Genomic DNA, 20366 nt, shown 5'->3' with positions numbered 1-20366 from the left:
ATGCAAGAGGTCAGCGGTTCGACCCCGCTAGGCTCCACGCCCTATTTAGAAGGCGAGCACCCCCAACCCCGCGGCCATTAGAACGGCCCAGATTTCACCTTTTTTCAGATACATCAGGACGAAGCAGGACAGACTGAAAATGGATGCCGTTGCCAAGAGGTTTGACGCCTCACTGGCGATCCCTATTAGAAGCGAAAGAGCAGCCGAGATGATCATTCCGAACACGGCCGTGCGTATGCCCGCTTGTGCGGCTTTGAAACGCTCCAAATGTCGGAAACGCTGCAACTGGTGCGAGGCTAGAATGATCAGGGCAGCCGGAGGCATGAATATTGCAATCGTCGCAATCACGGCGCCGGCGAGGCCCGCGACTTTATACCCGATGAATGTTGCGCTGATTAAAATGGGTCCGGGCGTTACCTGCCCGAGCGCAATACTTGCTGCGAAATCTTCGATGGTCAGCCAGCCGTGAATACTTACGACGGCCTCTTGAATCATTGGGATGAAAATATATCCGCCCCCAAAGAGCAGCAGGCTCATGCCGGAAAACACTGAAAACAACTGGACAAGGATCGAAGTGACATTCAATTGAGGAAGAAACAGAAACAGGCTGATGCACATCGTTAAAAACAGAGCGACGACACGTGACCCGATGCCAAATGTTGGTTGATGGCGCGTGTTTTCGGCCAGGCTATCCGCATCGGTTGACTGATGTCGCAGGATACCCACGGCCGCTGCGAACGCGAAAATTCCGATCACGATCCAGATGCCTCCGACGGTCAAAAGCAGGATGGCCGCAATTACCGCCATGGCAATGTCAACCGGTCCCTGAAGAGCCTTTTCGCGCATTTTCAGGCCCGCATTCAGGATAATCGCGGCAATCGCGGGCAGAACTCCGGCCAGCGCTTTGTCCGCAACAACCATCGTTCCCCAGGACAGGTAAAGGGCAGCGAAGCCTACCATCAAAAGGAATGATGGTAGGATCACCGCCACGGTGCATACCGCACCACCAAGCGGGCCGCGGATCTTGTCGCCGACATATGCGACGACATTCACCGCGACGGGTCCCGGAAGCAGCATCGCCAAGGCGACACCGTCCATGACGTCTTCATCCTCAATCAGACGGTGGTTCCCAACGATCTCGGACCGAACAACCGAGATCAGCGCCATATATCCGCCCCACGAGATGCACCCAATTTTGAAGAAAATTAGAAACAATTGAGCGAGCGAGATTTCCCCGGCAAAGGTGCTGGCTGACTTATGCGACATGGCGTTTTGCGTTGCTGTTGGCGAGACGTTCCTTGATCTCTTGCATCACCGAAGCCTGAGCCTTTCGTTTTTGCAAGTCATCGGGGTTCGCGTTTTCGAGAGCTTGCACCTTAAGGCTCTGGTTCTCATCGTCAAAATCGCTCATCAATGGGTAACCCATCTTATCCAGAGTATCGCCTGCGACGGCTTCGAACACCGCGATGTCATGTGGGCGCATCTCGCGCATGAACTTGTTTGTGTTCTGCGACATGACCGGTTTTTGCACATTAGACCACATCTGCCCGGCCACAGATGTGCTCGCAGCTTCGCGGGATTTATGGAACTCTAACATGTCGGGATAGAACTGGGTGTTCATAAAGTTGCACAACCGATAAAGCTCTGTTTCTGGACGCGTGATTAGATCGGAATATGCGACCGATATGAAGCGGTCGGCTGGTAGTTTCCGACCAAGTTCCAGTGCTTTCTCCTGTTCTGCACGCCATTGCTTTGCGATGTGATAGAACGACTTTTCGCCCACGATCGCCTTACGGAACGACAGTGCTGCATCCCGACCATCACGATGCAGGTGGATGAACTTGGCATTCTCACCGCCAAAGCGGTCAATCTCATCCGCGAAGTGAACGTTCGCTAGGGATTTGCACACCCAGTCCGTTGCCATGTTGTGGTGCGTCAGAAGGTTGTGGATCTCAAAATAAATGGCCACGAGTGAGTTCTCCGAGCAAGCTTGCTCCAAGGCTGCGCGATCAATCTGGTCAAGTTTCCAACTGACCGGGTTGGTCTCGACGAGCAAACAAACATCATCAACCAAGCGCGAGAACGCTTGTGGATCCTGCAAGTCGCCATAGTCGGCCAACAATGGCCAGAGTCTTTCCAGAATATGTGGCGGGTGAGGGGCAACAAGTTCGGGTGATTGATTCAACATGATACGCAGTAGGTTCGAACCAGACCTTTGCGTCCCGATCATGAAATATGGCATCTGCAGCGCTCCGTTTTGGGCCACCTACTCTGTTGTTTCAGAGTTGTGGCGGTAACTTCGATGATCAACTAAAGCGTGTAAATTATTTACGTTTCGTTAACGCAGATGAAAGGCCGTTTAACCTTAGGAGCCTCCTTTCTGCATGATGTGAAATTGGGAAAACCATCTGCGTAGTGAAAATATTAAGTAATCCACCCCAATCTCCGAAAGCGAACTCGCAAATGCATCGGCAGAGATGTTGATCGACTACGGACAACGTCCAAAGGGGCACACATGATCAAAAATATATTTCACTCATCATTTGGTGGCATATTTGGCGTGATGACCTTGCTGTGGCTAAACGCATCGCCACTTATCGCGCAGACCTACACATTCGGCATCGTTCCGCAATTCGAAGCGCGAAAGCTTGCACGGATTTGGGAGCCGATAATCAGCGAAATCGAAAAGCGCACTGGCTATGATTTCGAGATTGTCGGCGCTCCCCGGATCCCAGAATTTGAAACCAGCTTTATGAATGGTGAATTTGATTTCGCCTATATGAACCCGTATCACGCGATCATTGCCGCCCAAACACAGGGATATCAGCCGCTCATTCGGGACGGGGGTCGCGAACTGTTCGGCATTCTGGTTGTACGCGATGATAGTGAATATCAATCGGTTGAAGAACTAGAAGGTCAAACCATCGCGTTCCCGGCGCCGAATGCACTTGGTGCTTCGCTGTTGATCCGTTCCGACTTGACCAATCAACGAAATGTCGAGTTTTCACCGATGTACGTGTCGACACATGGGTCGGCATACCTAAATGTTATTCTGAACCAAGCTGCGGCAGCTGGTGGGGTGATGGGGACGTTCCGTTCGCAACCGATCGAAATATCCGAACAGCTGCGCGTCCTCTACAAAACCACCCGTGTCCCGCCACATCCCATAGCCGCTCATCCACGTGTTCCGGAGGAAGTAAAAAGACAGGTAACGCAGGCCTTTCTTGATCTCTGGAAAACTGGATATGGTCGTGAGTTGCTTGAACGCGTTCCGATCCGCGAGGTGATCGAAACAAGTCTGAAAGACTACACCGAATTGCAAGGAATGGATTTGGATGCGTTCTTTGTTGAATGACTCCCAACTTGTGGCGTCTGCCAAAGCGGCAATTGCCTCGGTTTTGGCACGCGTTCGCTTCAAGCTGCGCAGCCGCTTTGTGGCCCTGCTTGCCTGCATGATGTGCATGTGTGTACTGGGGCTGTCCTATATTTGGGAGCCGCGTTTGACTCGCGAGATGACAGTATCGCAGAATCCGGAATCTGGATCAGAACGTCGAAATTCTGTCAGATGCGCTTATCCCGTTTCTTCTGCAAAATCAGATCGGTGCAGTCTTCGAGACTCTTAGCAGCATGCAGGCGCGATACCAGAATTGGGAAACCGTTATCCTTACAACGCCTGATGGCACACGGCTGTATCCCCTGTCTAAGGCCGACCCGGTGGCCAAGCCCGACATAATTCAGACGTCGCGGGCCATCTCGTTCGAAGGAAAAGAGCTGGCGGCGCTTTCTGTTCGTGTTGATATCTCCGACGATCTCGGGCAGATCCGCCGGCAAGTTCGATATCTTACAATCCTGATCGCAGTATTCTTCCTTGGGGCGCTTGTAGTGGTCGGCGTTCTTCTGGAGCATTGGGTTGTGAAACGAGCAGCCCTGCTAGCTTCGGCAGCTCAACAGCTAGCCCGAGGCAACTATCAAGCCAAAATTCCACCCAGTTCAAAGGATGAAATCGGCGATCTGACTAATAGTTTTTCCACGATGCGGACGACCATCAAAGAAAACGAACAAAGCCTGATCGCATCTCGTGACGAAGCCCAGGCGGCGGCAGAGGCAAAATCACGTTTTCTGGCCACCATGAGCCACGAGATCCGCACACCCTTGAATGGGGTTATTCCGATTGCCGAACTTCTGTTGGAACAAGAGCTACCGAAAGAGCAGGCACAACTAATCGAAACGATACAGGAATCCGGAAAAGCGCTTAAATCGATCATTGATGACATCCTGGACATCACAAAATTGGACGAGGGAAAATTCGTCCTTCACAGCGATGAATTCTCAATCAGTAGCTTGGTTCAGAACGTCGTTGGTATCTTTCAAGTTGCGGCAAAAAACAAAGAGATTTCACTTCATTTTTCGGTGCAGGAAATTTGCCCCAAAATCGTCATGGGCGATGCAAATAGGTTGCGCCAAGTTCTGATAAACCTCGTTGGGAATGCTATTAAGTTCACTTCAGAAGGTGGTGTGACATTGCGCGTTACAACACCCGCTGGTCACACTTCTCCTAACTGCACCATTTGCTTTGAGGTTTCCGATACCGGAATTGGAATTTCGAAACCGGATCAAACTCAGGTCTTCGAACGGTTTGTTCAAGTGGATAATCGTAGCAATCGCGAATACCAAGGCACGGGTCTAGGACTGTCTATCTGCAATATGCTGGTGGCAGAAATGGGTGGCGAGCTATCGGTAGATAGTCGTGAAGGCGAAGGCAGCCGTTTTTACTTTTCGTTGCCGTTTAGCTCAGTTGAAGTTGAGAAAGAAACCAAAGCAGATTCTAGAGGCCAACCAGAATACTGTTTCGTTACCTCATCAGCCACAGGCAGCACCATCCAGTATTTTGGTGGTAGATGATAGTAAAACAAACCTAAAGATCGCCAAGGTTATTCTACGTTCTCTCGAACACGATGTAACCACTGCCGAAAGCGGCGAAATCGCCATCAATCTATTGAGAAAAGAGCAATTTGATCTAGTCTTTATGGATGTCAACATGCCGGGGATTGACGGGCTGGAAACGACGCGCCGTATTCGTAACGGGTCACAACAAATGTTCCAAACTCCAATTATCGGTTTGAGTGCGAGTGCCTTTTCAGAAGATATAGAGAACTGTTTGGCAGCCGGCATGAACGGCTTTCTAGCCAAGCCTCTATCGAAAACTGACTTGGTTGAGACACTATCCAAACATCTAAATCAAACTTGCAGGTCGTGATTGTCCATCGTCAAATCTTGATTGGGCCCAAACCCGACATCGAAAACGGCGAAAAATCAGCCTGATTTGGCTATTTATCTGATCTTTGACGTCGACGTGCCTATCCAGCTTTTGCACCATAAGCACCAGTTTGCGTGGAACTCTCAAACTACCTGGTGAATCCCTTCTACGGATGTTTGGTGTGGTGAACCTTTTGGTGCTGAATTTGTCGAAGTATCATCCCCTTTGATCACGCTGAAATCACCGCGCTGGCTTTGGAAACATCGCCGCTGAATATGAAATACATGGTTTCGAGGAGCCGGATGTGACTGAGGATTTGGCGCGTCTCTACTACATCTTCACAGTAGACCGCTCTTCAGTTGTTGTCCTTTTGAGATGCGCTTCGAAAAGAGATGCTGGCGGTGCCGAAACTCGATTCTCGATCAAGAGCTTTGCTTGACAACTAAAGATAGGATTACGGTCACGTGCGGCAGTGTTTTTGTGTCTGATATGGGCCACTATCTGATGCCGTCGCACGGGTGAAATCACCCTGTTTGTCACTCACCGATCACCATTAAAAAGCTAAACGGCCCTCAATAGGATTCAGCGAAATTGAACTGCTCACCCCAGTCGCCACATGCCCCGTGAACCCGCATTTTGTTTCATTCTCAGGCGTATCTGTCATCCCCCCCCCCCACCGGGCCTGGCAAATTGATCTCGCCTAAAACATGCGCATCTTGTAACCAATTCGCATGCAGTCCTGTGTCACCTCTATCTCACTCGATTTGTGTGACAAAAGTGAGGAAGGCCAAAGAGTAGAATTCGAACGGATCACAGCTATTGGCGGCTTCGAGCCCAAATTACAGGATGCTGAGTGGTGCCCCAATGGTTGCTTATCTAGCTACTCTACCCACGCGGCCTCCAGGGGCTCTCAAGTTTCAGCGGCAATATGATCGATCAGAAGACGTGTGAGCGAGCTACGGCGGCTGGTGTCGGGCCAGACACCATAGGTGCCTAGATCGGGGATCTTCCAATCTGGCAACAGTTCAACAAGGGCTCCGGATTTCAGGTCAGCGTCAGCAACCGATACAGGCAGTCGCTGGACGCCAAGGCCTGCGCATAGGGCTGATCTCAACGCCGCGAAGTTATCGACAAGAACGCGACAACGACTGGTGGACAGCACTTTTTCCGAACCTCCTTTGTGTAAGACGATTTGATCCGTCAGCATTTCCATAGAAACAAAGTCTGCCCCCTTTAGGTCTTCTGGCTCTCGGAGTTTGGGGAGGTCGCGCAGATAGGACGGAGCACAGACCAGCTTGCGCCCGAAACTGCCTAAGCGCCGCGAGCGCAAAGCAGAGTCTGGCAACTCTCCCATGCGCAAGGCCAGATCGATCCCTTCCGAAACTAGATCAAAGTTGCGATCGAGATATCGGACTGTGACTGCGACCGCCCGATGTTTGTTGGTGAAACCCCAAATCGCTTGTTCGTATGAGCTACCCGCCATGAACGCCGGTAAGGTAATGGTCAGTGCGCCCGCAGGTTCGTTGCTGATGTCTACGATGCTGTTCAGCCCGTCTTCTGCTGCAGTCATCATGCGTTGGGCATGATCCAGCAGGCGCTTGCCTTCATTGGTGAGCGAGAGAGAGCGGGTTGAGCGGTAGAACAGCGTGATACCCAGTCGATCCTCAAGCTTGGTCACATGTTGGCTGATCCCCGAGGTGGCCAAACGTAGCTGTCGCCCAGCCGCTGAAAAACTACCGGTTTCTGCGACAGTTGCAAAGATTGCCATCGCACGCAGGTCATCAATCATCTTTCATCCTGACTGAATAATGATTTCATTAACTGCCATGTTATTGAAAGGCGCTGGAATAGCTAGCTTGGTTTTACGAAAGGACGACCAATGATCATATCCACCAGCCGCTTAAACACCCAGTACGGCTTTGACTACCTTGAAGAGCTTTGCGCACATTTTGCGAAGCGAGTGCCGGTTCGCGCTGAAAGGACCAAAGCTCAGGTGACGCTTCCAATCGGGATTTGCGATCTGACAGTCAACGGAACCGAAATGGCGGCCCGCATCCAAACCAGCCCAGATCACGTTGATCGGATGGAAGAGGTATTCGGCGGATGGATTGAACGCATCGCTTTTCGCGAAAACGCACATCTGACGTGGCAGCGCGCCATACTTCCAACAAAGGACTAAACCATGCTTCACAAATCAATCTTGGCCGTAGCTGTAGCCCTATCGGCTGGTGTCGCTTCCGCAGACACCATGTTCACCGTCGCAAACACCTTTCAAGACCCCAAAATGACTGGCGGGGCAGAAGTCTCAACCATTGCCTTCAGTGCCGATGTCTATGCCAATCAGGCAGCTACGATTGGTGCAGAAATTGAGATTGCCAACTTCGTCAATTTCTATGAAATCGACGTGGCAGACGATATGTCCACCCTGATGATGACTGTGAGCGACACAGCACAGCCAGCGAACAACCCGATGCCTGCGGACCGCTTTGATCGCTATTACTTCACCTTCACGGGCGCAGGTCCAGCAGAGGCCGCTATCGACGCTGATGCGTCTACCGCTGCGATTGCTGATGGTGCGACTGTCACGGTCACAACAACAGGCCGCATTGTGGTTGCCTTTGGTAAAGGCGCTGATTTCACGCCGGGCAACAAGTTGGTTATCAACCTTCAATAACGTAACAAGCTGGTCCCAATCTTAGGGCCAGCATCAACGATACGGAAAACTTACATGACCCCCATGACCATTATTGTTGGCCTTTTGTCTGCCTTCTTCCTGTTCGCCAGCTCGATCAAAATTCTCGGCTGGCAGAAGATGATCTTTGAAACGCAGTTGGCGATGTTCATCAAATATGGGCTGAACCGACAGATCATGGCGCTGACCGGCTTCGCTGAGCTCTTCGGCGCGATTGCCATCTGGTTTCAGGGATCATGGGTCGGGACACTTGGCGCCCTGGCTTTGCTTGGCACGTCTGTTGGCGCAATCGGCTGTCACTTGATTTGGGACACTTGGAAAGAAGGCGTTCCAGCGATGATCACCGGCACATTGGCGGCTATCGTGGCTTGGTCCGGTCGGGCTGCTTTGCTTGGTTTTCTAGGCCTCGTCTAACCCAAAACTGGAGAAAACTCATGACGGACAGCATCCGCATTTCAAACGCAAAGGGCCTTTATCTTGAAGGCATTCGCGACGGCAACATGAATGAGGCCTTGGATAAATATACGGGCGACCGCTACACGCAGCATTCAACTGGTGTCCGCGATGGTAAGGAAGGGTTCATTGAATTCTTCACGCCGTTCTTAGAACGCAATCCAGTTCGTGACATTCAGGTCGTGCGCACGATTGAGGACGGCAATTTTGTCTTCTGCCATGTGTATCAGAACCTCGGTAACGGCGAGGCCCAGTGGGTCACTGCCGACATCTTTGACACCGATGATGAAGGACGTATTGTCGAGCATTGGGACGTGATCGCCGAATATAAATGGCCGACCGTCTCTGGTCGTTCCATGGTCGATGGCCCAACTGAGATTGAAGACCTCGATCAGACCGAGACCAACAAAGCCGTTGTGCAGGGATTTGTCGATAACGTATTGATGGGTGGCCGCGCCGACCTTGTGACCGATTACATCTCAACCGCGCAATACGACCAGCACAATCCCGAAGTGGGCGACGGTTTGGAAGGCTTTGGCAAGCACCTCAAACAAGTGATGGAGAGCGGTCAGGCCGCGCAATACGTCAAAGTTCATCACTTATTGGGGCAAGGCAATTTTGTCGTGATTTACAGCCATGTTAAACAGGGCGGCGATGATTGGGCGTTCTTTGATCTGTTCAGGCTCAAAGGAGGCAAGATTGTCGAGCACTGGGATGTTCAGGAAAAGATTGGGCCGAAAGAGACCTGGAACAACTCCGGCAAGTTTTGAAGGGGAAAGGCAACAAAGCCGCCGCTCGGTTGGAACCGATGAGCGACGGCTTTAATCGCATACTGGCCGCGCCCAATGGGGCGCGGCGCACGAGGCCGATCATTAGACTGGCTCGAGCTTCTTGTTGCCGCCGAAGAAGACATCGTACAGCACAGGCGCTGCGACCAGCGTGAGGATTGATGCAAAGGCGAGGCCACCCATGATCGTGACCGCCATTGACACAAAAAAGGCGTCCCCAAGTAGCGGGATCATTCCCATGATTGTCGTAGCTGCGGCCAGAAGCACCGGGCGGAGACGTGATGTGGAAGCTGTCACAATCGCTTCGCGCAATGCGGTCCCCTCCCGACGAACGATGTCAATTTCTTCGACCAATACGATCCCGTTTTTAATCAGCATTCCCGAAAGGCTTAAGAGGCCCAAAAGTGCTGTAAACGTAAATGGCAGGCCAGCACCCAAGAGCCCGAGAGCGGCCCCATTCACTGACATCGGGACAAGTAGCCAGATAATCAGAGGCTGACGCAGGGCATTGAACAGCAGGACTGTGACGAGAACCATGATCAAAATGGTCACGGGCAATTGCGCGCCAAGGCTGGCATTCGCATTTGCAGAGGATTCAAACTCTCCACCCCATTCCATTTTATATCCGGCGGGCAACGACATCGCCTCAATAGTGCTGCGCACTTCCGAGTGAACCTGTGCCGCAGTCTTGTCTGCAGGAATACTTGCACCGACTGTAAGCGTGGGCACGCGGTCTAGACGGCGAATGACCGTATTTTGCGGTTCATATGCGAAACCATCGACAATCTGTTCTATCGGTAGAAGCGATGATCCATCCTGTGTCCCAAGAACCTGATCCATGATCCCAACATCAGAACCGGGTGCAACACGTATCACGATTGGAATTGCACGATCGCCTTCTCGATATGTCCCGACCGCTACGCCATCGGTTGCGAACAAGATCGTGTCTGCTACATCATCCCGAGAGATTCCGGCAGCCTGTCCACGTTCAGTGACGTAGCGTGGCCGCAAGACAAGCTCCTGTTCGCGCCAATCAATCCTTGGCGCCAGAATATTTGAGGACGCTTCCGTCAATAACGCAATCGCTTGATCTGACAGGTTGCGCAGTACTTCGGGATCACTGCCGGAAAAGCGAACTTCGATTGGGCTACCACCTCCGGGGCCAAAGACGAGCCGCTCAGTGCGAAACTCTCCTTCTGGTAAATTCTCGGCTGCAAATGCTTCCAAATCAGCCTGCAACTGTGGAATAGGATCCAGGCTCTCAGTGCGAATGATCAGGTGACCGTAGGCTGGATTAGGTGGCTCGGCACCATAGGTCAGCAGGAACCGGGTCGCGCCTTGGCCGACAAAGGTTGAGACCGCAACAACATCTTTGTGTTCTGCCAAATATGACTCAACAAGCTCCATCTGATCGGCTGTGGTTGCGATGGGTGTTCCCTGCTGCATTGTATAATGCACAAAAAATAGTGGTGTGTTGGAGTTAGGGAAGAACTGCTGTTTTACCATACCAAAGCCGATATAGCAGGCTGCTGTGACTCCAATGAGGGCCGCAAGCACAAGCCAACGCAGCCGCAGTGCGCCGCGCAGAAGGGATGCGTAGCCTTTGAATATCCGCCCACCATAGGGGTCGCTTCCATCATCCAAACCCTGTTTGAAAATGTAGTGGCCCAACAGTGGTGTAACCGAAACGGCCAATACCCAAGACAACAGAAGGGAAATGCCGATAACCGCAAACAATGAGAACATGAACTCACCGGTTGAATCCGGACTCAAGCCGATGCCCGCAAACGCCATGATGCCGACAACCGTTGCCCCGAGCAGAGGAATTTGGGTTTTGCCAGCCGCCTCATCGGCCGCGTCTCGCGAAGATTTGCCGCGACTCATCGAGATCTGCATTCCTTCGGCCACCACGATTGCGTTGTCGACCAACATGCCCATCGCGATGATCAACGCACCGAGCGATATTCGCTCCATCTCAATCGAGAATAGGGCCATGAACAGCAACGTTCCAACCACTGTGAGCAGTAGCGTTGCCCCGACAACAATCGACGCCCGTACGCCCATAAACAGAGCGAGTACAAGCACGACGATTCCAACTGACATCGCGAGGTTGATCAGAAAGCCGGTAGAAAACTCATCAACAACAATGTGCTGTTGATAGATAGGATGCAATTCAACACCATATGGAATTTCTGACTCAAGTTCGGTGAGCAGGACGTCAACACGATTGCCAACGTCGACGATGTTTTCATTGCTGGCACCAGACACTCCGATGGTGAAAGCTGACTTCCCATTGTATCGGATAATTTGCGAAGGATTATCTTGCCGCCCGCGACTGACCTCTGCGATGTCGATTAGGTTTAAAAGATCACCACCGATACCCACGGTCAGTGCGGCGATTTCACTGACAGAATCTGACCCTTCCGCAGGCTGAATTTGAGTGCGTGTCTCACCTATGTTGACCGATCCTGCTTGAGAAATGGAATTTGATGTTGCAAGCGCTTGTCCAATGAGTTTTGGGTCAATGCCCAGCTGAGCACTTAGCCCAAGGTTGGGCTCAACAAAGATCGCCTCGGCAGGCAGGCCCGCGATATCGACGTCTGCGACACCATCAACGGTTAGGATTTCACGCCTGAGAAAGGTTGCCAGTTGGTGCCTTTCAGCGTCGCTGAAGCCTTCGGAAGTGATCGCAAAAAAGATTCCGTATACATCCCCAAACCCATCATCGACGAGCGGCGTCGTCGCCCCATTTGGGAGTTGATTCTGCACGTTTTGCAGACGTTCACGTAATTCGGTCCAGATCGCCGGAAGTTCATCCCCTTTGATCGTGTCTTCAACCAAGACATCGATACGAGAGACTCCAGGTCGGTTGACTGACCTGATCTCATCGACCTCGGCCATACGTTGAATAGCGGCTTCTAGCGGTTCTGACACTTCTTCAGCGACTTGCTGAGCTGATGCCCCGGGGTATTGGGTGATTACCACTGCTTGTTTGATGGTAAATGCTGGGTCTTCCAGTCGACCAAGTGAGTTAAATCCCCAAATGCCACCAAGCAGGCAGGTCAGAATAATAATCCAAGTAAAGATCGGGCGATCGATAGAGGCGAGTGCAATTCTCATCAGATCATCCCGCCTTAGTTCGCGTAGCCAGCAAAGCGGCGGACGGTTTGACCGTCAGCCAGCACTTGCGCGCCAATCCGGACGATTTGCGCCCCGACCTCAAGCCCCGAAACGATCATGAACTGCCCATCACGAGTCGCCATCACGTCCACGACTACCTTTTCGAGCGTACCCTTTTCGTCTTCTGTGGGGATAAACCGCAGGACGCTAGTTGAACCGTCATTAGCGATCTGAATGGCTGTGGCGGGCACGATCAAGCGCGGGACTCCGTCGTTTAGTGTTGCGAGGACTATGACAGAGCTGCCCGGCAAAACGCTGATACCTTCTGGCTGCTCCATCCCCAGAGTCAGTTGGAAGGTCTGCCCAATAGAAGACGCCTCTGCATTGAATTCTCGTATTTCGAGAGGATAAGTCGTGTCGCCGGTTGGAAAGCGTGCAAATAGAGATACAGCCGCATCTTGACCGGCGCGCTGAAACAATACCTCAGGCACGTCAATATCAATGCGCAGCTCTGACATGTCATGCAGTCTGACGACGGGGGCTCCTGCAGTCGTGGTTGTAAAATTCGCAACGTTCCGGCTTGCGACCAACGCATCAAAGGGCGCGCGCAGCGTCGCGTTTTCCAGCGAGCGCTCAGCATTTCGCAATTGGACGCGCGCGACGGCCAGCTGGGTTTCTGCATCTTGTTTGGAAACTTCCGAGGCAGATCCACCAAGGTTATTAAGACGTGCTACCAGCCTCTCTGCTTGCTCAACTTGCAAGGCAGCTTGCTGCTGTTCCAGCTCAAAGGGTTCTGTGTCCAATTTTGCAATTAGCGCATTCTTTGCGATGCCCTGACCCTCTGTCGTAGGAAGCTCGACAATCTGTCCGGATACTTGAAACGCAAGATCAACGGTCTGACGTGCCACAACTTGCCCAAAGAACTGCCTGGTCACACCGTCAGTTTCTGCGCCAACAATCATCAGCTTCGCTGGGCGGACAGGGTCATTCTGTGCAAACAGCGGGTTGCTGATTGCAATGTTCAATAGGGCAAGTAAGGCCAGAATGCGCTTCATGAGTTATCCTTCGCCGTCGGTATAAGTGGGTGTGTAGTTAAAGCGGGCTGCCACGCAAAAACAAGGAGGGCTTCCGAACTCAGTACAATCTTCTGCCCAATGTGCAATATCATTTGGCGCTCGTCACGCACTACGTTGGGTAAGATCAAATACAGGCAAGTGCCACTTATTGGGGTGCCGCCACGCAGCTTCCTGATCAGTGTCCTGATGGTAGCTTTAGACCATGTTTCCTTAAGCCAAGGTGTGCTTTCGACGGCTCGCTTCCCTTGGCGTCAATCACAGCATTCGGCATTTTGGAAACGATATACCTGATGTGATTGGACGGCATTTTTGATGCCTATGGCCGAGCGGCTTTCCCGCCGAAAATCATTTTTCGTTCAGCACCTCAGCTAAAACGCTTACCGCAAGTCGGCGCGCGTCCCGAACGGATGGGATCAGGCCAATAGGGCCTCTGATACGCTCAAGATCTGCCTTCGATACACCAAGTACTTCCAGCTCCAACTTGCGCATCTCTGCCGCGCGTTTACTTCCTTGCGCCCCGATAAAGAACGCCTGTGATAGAACGGACTGGCGCAAAATGGGTGGCTCCCACTCGTGGTCGTGAAAGAACAGCAGGATTGCCGAATGGGCATCCGGTTTCAGGTCATCTGGAAAATGGGCCGAGGTCAAATGGCGCGTTTCGCAACCCGCTTGTGTTGCGATGGCTAAGGTTTCGGTATCTGGGGATAATAGCAGGTTTGGGTAGCCTGCAGATTGAACAAGACCAGAAAACGTGGTGGCTTCGGGCCCTTTGCCGAACACATAGAAGAACAGCTCGGGCTCAATGCAGATGTTGAACATTTCGCCGTTACGACCAGTCGCGATGTCTTCGATGACTGATATCGCGCCCGATCCGAGATCTACCGAAAGCGCAGTCGTCTGCCGGGTGGCATGACGATCGCAGATCGTATCCAGCACGGTGTTTTCGGGTTGCGGGATCAGAGTGATCTCTAACCCCCCGCCACATGGCAATTGGATGTCTTTGTAAGGCGAGCCAAGGCCGTAGAGAACGGTCTTTTGCACACCCTCTTTCAACGCTTCAAGGGCGTGCAGAGCGATGTCTTCTTCGACGCAGCCAGAGGAAAGAGTTCCCACGCGTGTCTTATCTTCAAAAACCGCCATCATCGCGCCCAAAGGACGATAGGATGGTCCCTCAATATTGGTGATGATTGCCAATACGCCCGGCCGATCAGATGCAGCTAACTGCCGGATCGGTTCAATCACCGAGCTTGCATCAAGGGTTGGGACAGCCATGGGACCTCATCTATTTCGCAACTTGTGAGCATAAGGCACGGCAGGCACACCGCAAGCGGTTCCCGCGTGACAGACCTGTGCGCGGGTGCTTAAATGAGGCGAATTCTCTTGATGAGGTGGTGATATGGTTGGCAATCCGGCGAGCATTGATGACACTCTCGCGGGCTTGTCTGACCAAGGCTATGTCTGTGGGCGCGATCTGGGGACGGTTGTTTATCTGTCGCTGAAGCTGGGCAAACCACTGTTTTTAGAGGGTGAAGCTGGGGTTGGCAAAACTGAGATTGCCAAGGCTCTTGCAGCCATGCTTGGCCGGCAGCTTATCCGCCTGCAATGCTACGAAGGGCTGGACGCGGCTTCGGCGATTTATGAATGGAATTTCGCAGCCCAGATGATCGCCATTCGCACTGCAGAGGCATCGGGTGGGGCCAGTCGTGAAGATTTGCAGACCGAACTCTTCTCGCAAGATTACATGATCAAACGCCCGCTGTTGCAGGCGATGGAGCCGCATGCCGAGGGTCCGCCGATTTTGCTTATTGATGAAGTGGACCGGACGGATGAGCCGTTTGAGGCGTTTCTATTGGAAGCGCTGTCCGACTTTCAGGTGACCATCCCAGAGATCGGCACCGTAAAGGCCGAAGAACCGCCCATCGTCATTCTGACATCGAACCGCACCCGCGAGGTGCATGATGCGCTCAAGCGGCGCTGCCTGTATCACTGGGTCGACTACCCTGCGTTTGAACGTGAACTGGCCATCCTTCATTCGCGTGTGCCTGATTGCGCCGCTATGCTTTCGAAAGAGATTGTCACATTTGTACAAGCTCTACGCGGCGAAGACTTGTTCAAGAACCCAGGCGTCGCTGAGACCATCGATTGGGCGCGCTGTCTGATCGCATTGGACGCGGTTGCTCTGTCACCAGAAGTGATTTCGGAAACTTTAGGCGCGCTTTTGAAATACCAAGACGACATCGCCAAGATCGCAGGATCCGAGGCGACACGCATTCTGAACGAAGCGCGCCAGCAACTGGCGCAGGCGTCTTGATCAATGCAGGCTTTGCACGAAACGGAAGGTCGGCTGGTTGAAAACATCGTCCATTTCGTACGTGCGTTGCGAAAGGCGGGGCTGAAGGTCGGCACCTCGCAGGTCAAAAGCGCGATTTCCGCAGTCGCTGCAGCCGGGTTCACACAGCGAGAAGACTATTACTACGCCTTGCGCGCGACGTTGGTGTCACGCCCTGAGCACCTAGAGATCTTCCATCAGGTGTTTCAAATGTTCTGGCGCGACCCGGAGTTTCTTGAACGCATGGTGCGTTCGATGCTGCCTTTGATGCAGGTGATGGCGCAGGAGGACAAGTCTCCCAAGGCCGCCCAGAAGCGCGCGGCTGAGGCGCTGTGGGATGGCGCTTCGGAGCCGCAAGATCAGTCTGAGCGTGATGAGATCGAAGTGGATGCGCAGCTAAGTTGGTCACAAAACGAAATCCTTCGAACCCAAGATTTCGAGCAGATGAGCGTCAGCGAACAGGCGGAGGCGGCCAAGCTGATTCGCGCTATGTCGCTGCCGATTGCGCCGTTGATGACCCGGCGTTTTAAACCATCGCGAATTGGTCGACGCCCAGACACTCGCGCGGTTTTACGTCGCTCATTGCGTAAAGGCGGTGAGATTGATCGACTGTCATTGAAGGTTCCCAAACTTCGCCCCCCCAATCTGGTTGCGATCTGCGACATCTCGGGTTCGATGTCATCCTATTCACGTATGATGATGCATTTCCTCCACGCTTTAACCTGGTCGCCCGCCTCGGATTGGGGGCGTGTGCACGGCTTCACATTCGGCACACGGCTCACCAATGTCAGCCGGGCTTTGGCACATAAGGACGTTGACCAAGCGCTAGAGGCACTAGGCCGAGACGCCCCAGACTGGCAAGGCGGCACTCGGATCGGCGAAGCGCTTTTCCGGTTCAACCGCGACTGGTCACGGCGTGTGCTGGGGCAGGGGGCCGTCGTGCTTTTGATCACGGACGGGTTGGAGCGCGGCGAGACTGATTTGCTGAAGACCGAGGCCGCGCGCTTGGCCCGTTCTTGTCATCGGTTGGTCTGGCTTAATCCACTTTTGCGGTTTGACGGGTTTTCACCGCAAGCAGCTGGCATCCGCACGCTTTTACCCATCGTGGACAGCTTTCACGCCTGCCATTCACTGAACAGCCTTGCCGATCTGGGCGAGGCTTTTTCGACAAGTGGTGACAAGCGTCGTTATCAAGCGTTGCTGCGAACGTGATGATTGAAATTGAAAATTCTTGCTAAGAATCAATCGGTATCTATTATCGGTTGTCATGCACATATCTAATTTCCGCCACCCGTCATGGAGATGACTGGCAGCTATCGCATCGGGGCACCTCGTGAAGCCGTTTGGGCAGCCTTGAATGATGTAGAGGTTCTAAAGCTCTGCATTCCAGGCTGTGAAGAGATCGAACAGACTTCGCCCAATGAGATGACGGCGAAAGTCGTGCAGAAGATCGGACCGGTTAAAGCCAAGTTCGATGGCGCGATTGAACTTCTGAATATCGAAGCACCTGCCAGCTATACCATTCAGGGCGAAGGGCAGGGCGGTGTCGCGGGGTTTGCCAAAGGCGCGGCAGATGTCGTTCTGACCGAGGATGGCGACGAAACCGTGTTGGAATTTATGGCCAAGGCACAGGTGGGTGGCAAGCTCGCCCGTCTTGGCAGCCGTTTGATTGACGCAACAGCTAAGAAGCTGGCCACCAAGTTTTTCGATAATTTTCACAATCATCTAACTGGAACAGATCCGCCGGGAGATTGATCCCGACGGTCATTGAATACGCGGGCAACAAGACCCGTCCTTATAGGGAGGATCACATGACCAACATCAACATGACAGTGAACGGCAAGGCCGTCAGCCGGGACGTCCCCGACGAGACGCTTTTGTCGGAATTCCTGCGCGAATACCTGCGCCTGACCGGCACCCATGTCGGGTGCGATACCAGTCAGTGTGGCGCTTGCGTGGTTCATGTGGACGGCAAAGCCCTAAAGTCGTGTTCGACCCTTGCGGTGTCACTGGATGGTGCGGATGTCACCACGATTGAGGGTCTTGCCAATGGTGGTGATCTTCATCCGATGCAGCAAGCCTTCAATGACAATCACGGCCTACAGTGTGGGTTCTGTACTCCGGGCATGATCATGACCAGCGTCGATATGGTGAAACGCTATAAGGCCGAGGGCAAAGAGCTGACCTCGGACGCGATCCGTGACGAGCTGGAGGGCAATATCTGCCGCTGCACTGGATACCATAACATCGTGAAGTCGGTCGAAGACGCCGCCTCGAAAATGTGAACCAACCGGAGGACAAGAACATGAAAGATGGAATTGGAGCCCCGGTCAAACGCAAGGAAGATAAGCGTTTCACAACCGGAAAAGGCAAATACACCGACGACGTTCGTAACGACAATCAGGCCTATGCCGCCTTCGTGCGCAGCCCTTATGCACATGCGAAGGTGAAGGGGATCGATACCTCAAGCGCCTTGGCGATGGACGGCGTGATTGATGTGCTGAACGGCCAGCAACTGACTGGTGACGGCATCGGCAACATCATCTGCGGATGGGCGATCACGTCGAAAGATGGCAGCCCGATGAATATGGGCGCTTGGTCCGCTTTGGCGACCGAAAAGGTGCGCTATGTCGGTGACGCGGTGGCGGTTGTGATCGCCGAGACGCAAGCGCTGGCCCGGATCGCGGCAGAAGCGGTCGAGGTTGATTATGAAGAACTGCCCGTTGCCGCGCATATCAAAGCCGCGATGGCAGATGGTGCGCCAGAAATTCACGACAACGCGCCGGGCAATCAGATTTACGATTGGGAACTTGGGGACGAGGCCGCGACGGATGCCGGATTGGCCAGTGCCTCCCACGTCACCACGTTGAACATCACTAACAATCGCTTATCGCCGAACCCGATGGAACCTCGATCCGCGGTGGCCACCTATGACGACGCTGAGGAGCACTACACGCTCTACACCACCAGCCAAAACCCACATGTGGCCCGGCTGGTTCTATCGGCGTTCTATAATGTTGCCCCCGAACACAAATTGCGGGTGATCGCACCTGATGTGGGTGGTGGCTTTGGGGCAAAGATTTACATCTATCCCGAAGAAATTACCTGCCTTTGGGCGTCGATGAAGACCAACCGGTCGATCAAATGGACTTCCGATCGGTCCGAGGCCTTCCTGACCGATGCGCATGGTCGTGACCACGTGACGACCGCGCATATGGGTTTTGATGCTGACGGCAAAATCACCGGGTTCAAGATCGACACGCTCGCCAATATCGGCGCGTATATGTCGCTCTTCTCAAGCTCGGTGCCGACGTATTTGTACGCCCCGCTGATGTCGGGCCAGTACAACATCCAGAACATCCACTGCAACGTGCGCACCTACTACACCAACACGGTGCCGGTCGATGCGTATCGCGGGGCGGGACGGCCCGAAGCGACCTATCTGGTCGAACGAATGATGGAGACCGCGGCGCGTGAAATGGGCATGGACCCGGCCGAGCTGCGGCGACGCAACTTCATTCAGGAATTCCCCCATCAGACGCCGGTGCTTATGCAATATGATGCGGGCGATTTCCCGAAGATCCTGAAAATGGCGCAGGACTCGGCTGATGTGGCTGGGTTCCCCTCCCGCAAAGCCGAAGCTGCCAAGCGTGGCAAGCTGCGTGGTCTGGGATACTCGACCTTTATCGAGGCCTGTGGCCTAGCCCCGTCCAAAGCGGCTGGGTCGCTGGGCGCGGGTGTCGGACTTTGGGAATCTGCAGAAGTGCGGGTGAACCCTGTTGGATCAATCGAGATCCTGACCGGCAGCCACAGTCATGGACAGGGCCATGAGACGACCTTTGCCCAAATTGTTGCCGACCGGTTTGATCTGCCTGTCGAAAACGTCTCGATCGTGCATGGCGACACCGACAAGGTGCAATTTGGGATGGGAACCTATGGCTCCCGTTCCGGCCCAGTTGGTATGTCCGCCGTTGTCAAAGCGATGGACAAGGTCGAAGCCAAGGTGAAGAAAATCGCGGCACACACGCTGGAGGCCTCGGAAGACGATATCGTCATCGAAGGGGGTGAAGTGAAAGTGGCCGGGACCGACAAATCCATGGCTTGGCACGAAGTTGGATTGGCGGCCTATGTTGCCCACAATCTGCCGGACGATATGGAGCCTGGACTGAAGGAAACCGCGTTCTTTGATCCGGTCAACTTCTCGTTCCCGTCAGGCGCGTTCATATGCGAGGTCGAAGTGGACCCCGAAACTGGTGAAACAGACATCGTCAGCTTCACCTCGGCCGATGATTTCGGCACGATCATCAACCCGATGATCGTCGAAGGTCAGGTTCATGGTGGTGTCACCCAAGGGATCGGTCAGGCCATGTTGGAACAAGTCGTCTATGACGATGATGGCCAGCTGCTGAACGGGTCTTACATGGACTATGCGATGCCGCGTGCGGCCGATGTGCCGTCCTATTCGATCAGTCACCACGAGGATTTACCAAGCCCGAACAACCCATTAGGGGTCAAAGGCTGTGGCGAGGCAGGGGCCATTGGCGCCCCTCCGGCAGTTATCAACGCAATCACCGATGCCATCGGCACCAACGATCTGGCGATGCCAGCAACCCCGCAGGCGGTCTGGAACGCCATCCAGGCGGCGAAGTAA

General features: G+C 53.4%; 18 protein-coding genes. 12 read left to right on the top strand and 6 right to left on the bottom strand.

Translation table 11 applies throughout. From position 1 onward, the window contains the following. Positions 1-45: 45 nt before the first annotated feature. Entirely contained in the window at positions 46-1266 is a 1221-nt protein-coding gene (gene chrA, locus AC0L6A_RS13845; protein WP_473290862.1) for a chromate efflux transporter, read from the bottom strand. Beyond that, on the bottom strand, positions 1256-2242 hold the full coding sequence (locus AC0L6A_RS13840; protein WP_473290861.1) for a sulfotransferase family protein: 987 nt from the start codon (positions 2240-2242) through the stop codon (positions 1256-1258). Before AC0L6A_RS13840 ends, chrA begins: the two co-directional genes overlap by 11 nt. Before the next feature lie 273 nt (positions 2243-2515). Between AC0L6A_RS13840 and AC0L6A_RS13835 the strand changes: the two genes are divergently transcribed. The 3 genes from AC0L6A_RS13835 to AC0L6A_RS13825 all read left to right on the top strand — a co-directional run bounded on the left by AC0L6A_RS13835 (position 2516) and on the right by AC0L6A_RS13825 (position 5257). After that, positions 2516-3355 (top strand): phosphate/phosphite/phosphonate ABC transporter substrate-binding protein, encoded by an 840-nt coding sequence (locus AC0L6A_RS13835; protein ID WP_473290859.1) that lies wholly within the window; start codon positions 2516-2518, stop codon positions 3353-3355. Between the two features lie 359 nt (positions 3356-3714). Continuing rightward, a complete protein-coding gene (locus AC0L6A_RS13830) occupies positions 3715-4902 on the top strand; it encodes a sensor histidine kinase (RefSeq protein ID WP_473290857.1) in 1188 nt (395 codons plus the stop codon). Further along, positions 4892-5257: a response regulator gene (locus AC0L6A_RS13825; protein ID WP_473290855.1), complete on the top strand. Its 366-nt coding sequence runs from the start codon at positions 4892-4894 to the stop codon at positions 5255-5257. The genes AC0L6A_RS13830 and AC0L6A_RS13825 overlap by 11 nt, the downstream gene beginning before the upstream one ends. A gap of 910 nt (positions 5258-6167) precedes the next feature. Here the strand turns inward: AC0L6A_RS13825 and AC0L6A_RS13820 are convergent. Next, complete coding sequence (locus AC0L6A_RS13820; protein WP_473290854.1) at positions 6168-7046, bottom strand: LysR family transcriptional regulator; 879 nt, start codon at positions 7044-7046, stop codon at positions 6168-6170. A 90-nt stretch (positions 7047-7136) separates the two neighbouring features. Between AC0L6A_RS13820 and AC0L6A_RS13815 the strand changes: the two genes are divergently transcribed. Genes AC0L6A_RS13815 through AC0L6A_RS13800 form a run of 4 tightly spaced genes read left to right on the top strand, consistent with a single transcriptional unit; the run spans position 7137 to position 9172 of the window. Then, positions 7137-7436, top strand: coding sequence for a DUF2218 domain-containing protein (locus tag AC0L6A_RS13815; protein ID WP_473290853.1), 300 nt, complete (start codon positions 7137-7139; stop codon positions 7434-7436). Positions 7437-7439: 3 nt separating this feature from the next. Next, positions 7440-7931 (top strand): hypothetical protein, encoded by a 492-nt coding sequence (locus AC0L6A_RS13810; protein WP_473290851.1) that lies wholly within the window; start codon positions 7440-7442, stop codon positions 7929-7931. Positions 7932-7985: 54 nt separating this feature from the next. Further along, the gene (locus AC0L6A_RS13805) at positions 7986-8363 is read left to right on the top strand and encodes a DoxX family protein (RefSeq protein ID WP_473290849.1); all 378 of its coding nucleotides are present in this window, start codon (positions 7986-7988) and stop codon (positions 8361-8363) included. A 20-nt stretch (positions 8364-8383) separates the two neighbouring features. Next, complete coding sequence (locus AC0L6A_RS13800) at positions 8384-9172, top strand: nuclear transport factor 2 family protein (protein ID WP_473290848.1); 789 nt, start codon at positions 8384-8386, stop codon at positions 9170-9172. Between the two features lie 102 nt (positions 9173-9274). Here AC0L6A_RS13800 and AC0L6A_RS13795 read toward each other — a convergent pair whose 3' ends face one another. From AC0L6A_RS13795 to AC0L6A_RS13785, 3 genes are all read right to left on the bottom strand, one after another. Continuing rightward, the gene (locus tag AC0L6A_RS13795; protein ID WP_473290846.1) at positions 9275-12310 is read right to left on the bottom strand and encodes an efflux RND transporter permease subunit; all 3036 of its coding nucleotides are present in this window, start codon (positions 12308-12310) and stop codon (positions 9275-9277) included. Between the two features lie 14 nt (positions 12311-12324). Next, on the bottom strand, positions 12325-13365 hold the full coding sequence (locus AC0L6A_RS13790) for an efflux RND transporter periplasmic adaptor subunit (RefSeq protein ID WP_473290845.1): 1041 nt from the start codon (positions 13363-13365) through the stop codon (positions 12325-12327). A gap of 366 nt (positions 13366-13731) precedes the next feature. Next, the gene (locus AC0L6A_RS13785) at positions 13732-14658 is read right to left on the bottom strand and encodes an XdhC family protein (protein ID WP_473290843.1); all 927 of its coding nucleotides are present in this window, start codon (positions 14656-14658) and stop codon (positions 13732-13734) included. Positions 14659-14782: 124 nt separating this feature from the next. On the opposite strand from AC0L6A_RS13785, the gene AC0L6A_RS13780 reads away from it, so the two are divergent. From AC0L6A_RS13780 to AC0L6A_RS13760, 5 genes are all read left to right on the top strand, one after another. Then, positions 14783-15697 (top strand): AAA family ATPase, encoded by a 915-nt coding sequence (locus AC0L6A_RS13780; RefSeq protein ID WP_473290841.1) that lies wholly within the window; start codon positions 14783-14785, stop codon positions 15695-15697. A 3-nt stretch (positions 15698-15700) separates the two neighbouring features. Continuing rightward, entirely contained in the window at positions 15701-16927 is a 1227-nt protein-coding gene (locus AC0L6A_RS13775; protein WP_473290839.1) for a vWA domain-containing protein, read from the top strand. Positions 16928-17011: 84 nt separating this feature from the next. Further along, positions 17012-17470 (top strand): CoxG family protein, encoded by a 459-nt coding sequence (locus AC0L6A_RS13770; protein ID WP_473290838.1) that lies wholly within the window; start codon positions 17012-17014, stop codon positions 17468-17470. 56 nt (positions 17471-17526) lie between these two features. Then, positions 17527-18000, top strand: coding sequence for a (2Fe-2S)-binding protein (locus tag AC0L6A_RS13765; RefSeq protein ID WP_473290837.1), 474 nt, complete (start codon positions 17527-17529; stop codon positions 17998-18000). A gap of 20 nt (positions 18001-18020) precedes the next feature. Next, positions 18021-20366: a xanthine dehydrogenase family protein molybdopterin-binding subunit gene (locus tag AC0L6A_RS13760; RefSeq protein WP_473290835.1), complete on the top strand. Its 2346-nt coding sequence runs from the start codon at positions 18021-18023 to the stop codon at positions 20364-20366.

Source organism: Aliiroseovarius sp. D2-2 (genome assembly GCF_055809455.1).
The sequence above is the reverse complement of the archived record's forward strand: the minus strand, read 5'-3'. Positions and strand labels throughout refer to the sequence as shown.

Coding starts and splice junctions, on each gene's coding strand:
- AC0L6A_RS13795 (WP_473290846.1), bottom strand. CDS start 12,310: ATGAGAATTGCACTCGCCTCTATCGATCGCCCGATCTTTACTTGGATT.
- AC0L6A_RS13790 (WP_473290845.1), bottom strand. CDS start 13,365: ATGAAGCGCATTCTGGCCTTACTTGCCCTATTGAACATTGCAATCAGC.
- AC0L6A_RS13835 (WP_473290859.1), top strand. CDS start 2,516: ATGATCAAAAATATATTTCACTCATCATTTGGTGGCATATTTGGCGTG.
- AC0L6A_RS13805 (WP_473290849.1), top strand. CDS start 7,986: ATGACCCCCATGACCATTATTGTTGGCCTTTTGTCTGCCTTCTTCCTG.
- AC0L6A_RS13840 (WP_473290861.1), bottom strand. CDS start 2,242: ATGCCATATTTCATGATCGGGACGCAAAGGTCTGGTTCGAACCTACTG.
- AC0L6A_RS13785 (WP_473290843.1), bottom strand. CDS start 14,658: ATGGCTGTCCCAACCCTTGATGCAAGCTCGGTGATTGAACCGATCCGG.
- AC0L6A_RS13820 (WP_473290854.1), bottom strand. CDS start 7,046: ATGATTGATGACCTGCGTGCGATGGCAATCTTTGCAACTGTCGCAGAA.
- AC0L6A_RS13815 (WP_473290853.1), top strand. CDS start 7,137: ATGATCATATCCACCAGCCGCTTAAACACCCAGTACGGCTTTGACTAC.
- AC0L6A_RS13765 (WP_473290837.1), top strand. CDS start 17,527: ATGACCAACATCAACATGACAGTGAACGGCAAGGCCGTCAGCCGGGAC.
- chrA (WP_473290862.1), bottom strand. CDS start 1,266: ATGTCGCATAAGTCAGCCAGCACCTTTGCCGGGGAAATCTCGCTCGCT.
- AC0L6A_RS13800 (WP_473290848.1), top strand. CDS start 8,384: ATGACGGACAGCATCCGCATTTCAAACGCAAAGGGCCTTTATCTTGAA.
- AC0L6A_RS13770 (WP_473290838.1), top strand. CDS start 17,012: ATGGAGATGACTGGCAGCTATCGCATCGGGGCACCTCGTGAAGCCGTT.
- AC0L6A_RS13810 (WP_473290851.1), top strand. CDS start 7,440: ATGCTTCACAAATCAATCTTGGCCGTAGCTGTAGCCCTATCGGCTGGT.
- AC0L6A_RS13775 (WP_473290839.1), top strand. CDS start 15,701: ATGCAGGCTTTGCACGAAACGGAAGGTCGGCTGGTTGAAAACATCGTC.
- AC0L6A_RS13760 (WP_473290835.1), top strand. CDS start 18,021: ATGAAAGATGGAATTGGAGCCCCGGTCAAACGCAAGGAAGATAAGCGT.
- AC0L6A_RS13780 (WP_473290841.1), top strand. CDS start 14,783: ATGGTTGGCAATCCGGCGAGCATTGATGACACTCTCGCGGGCTTGTCT.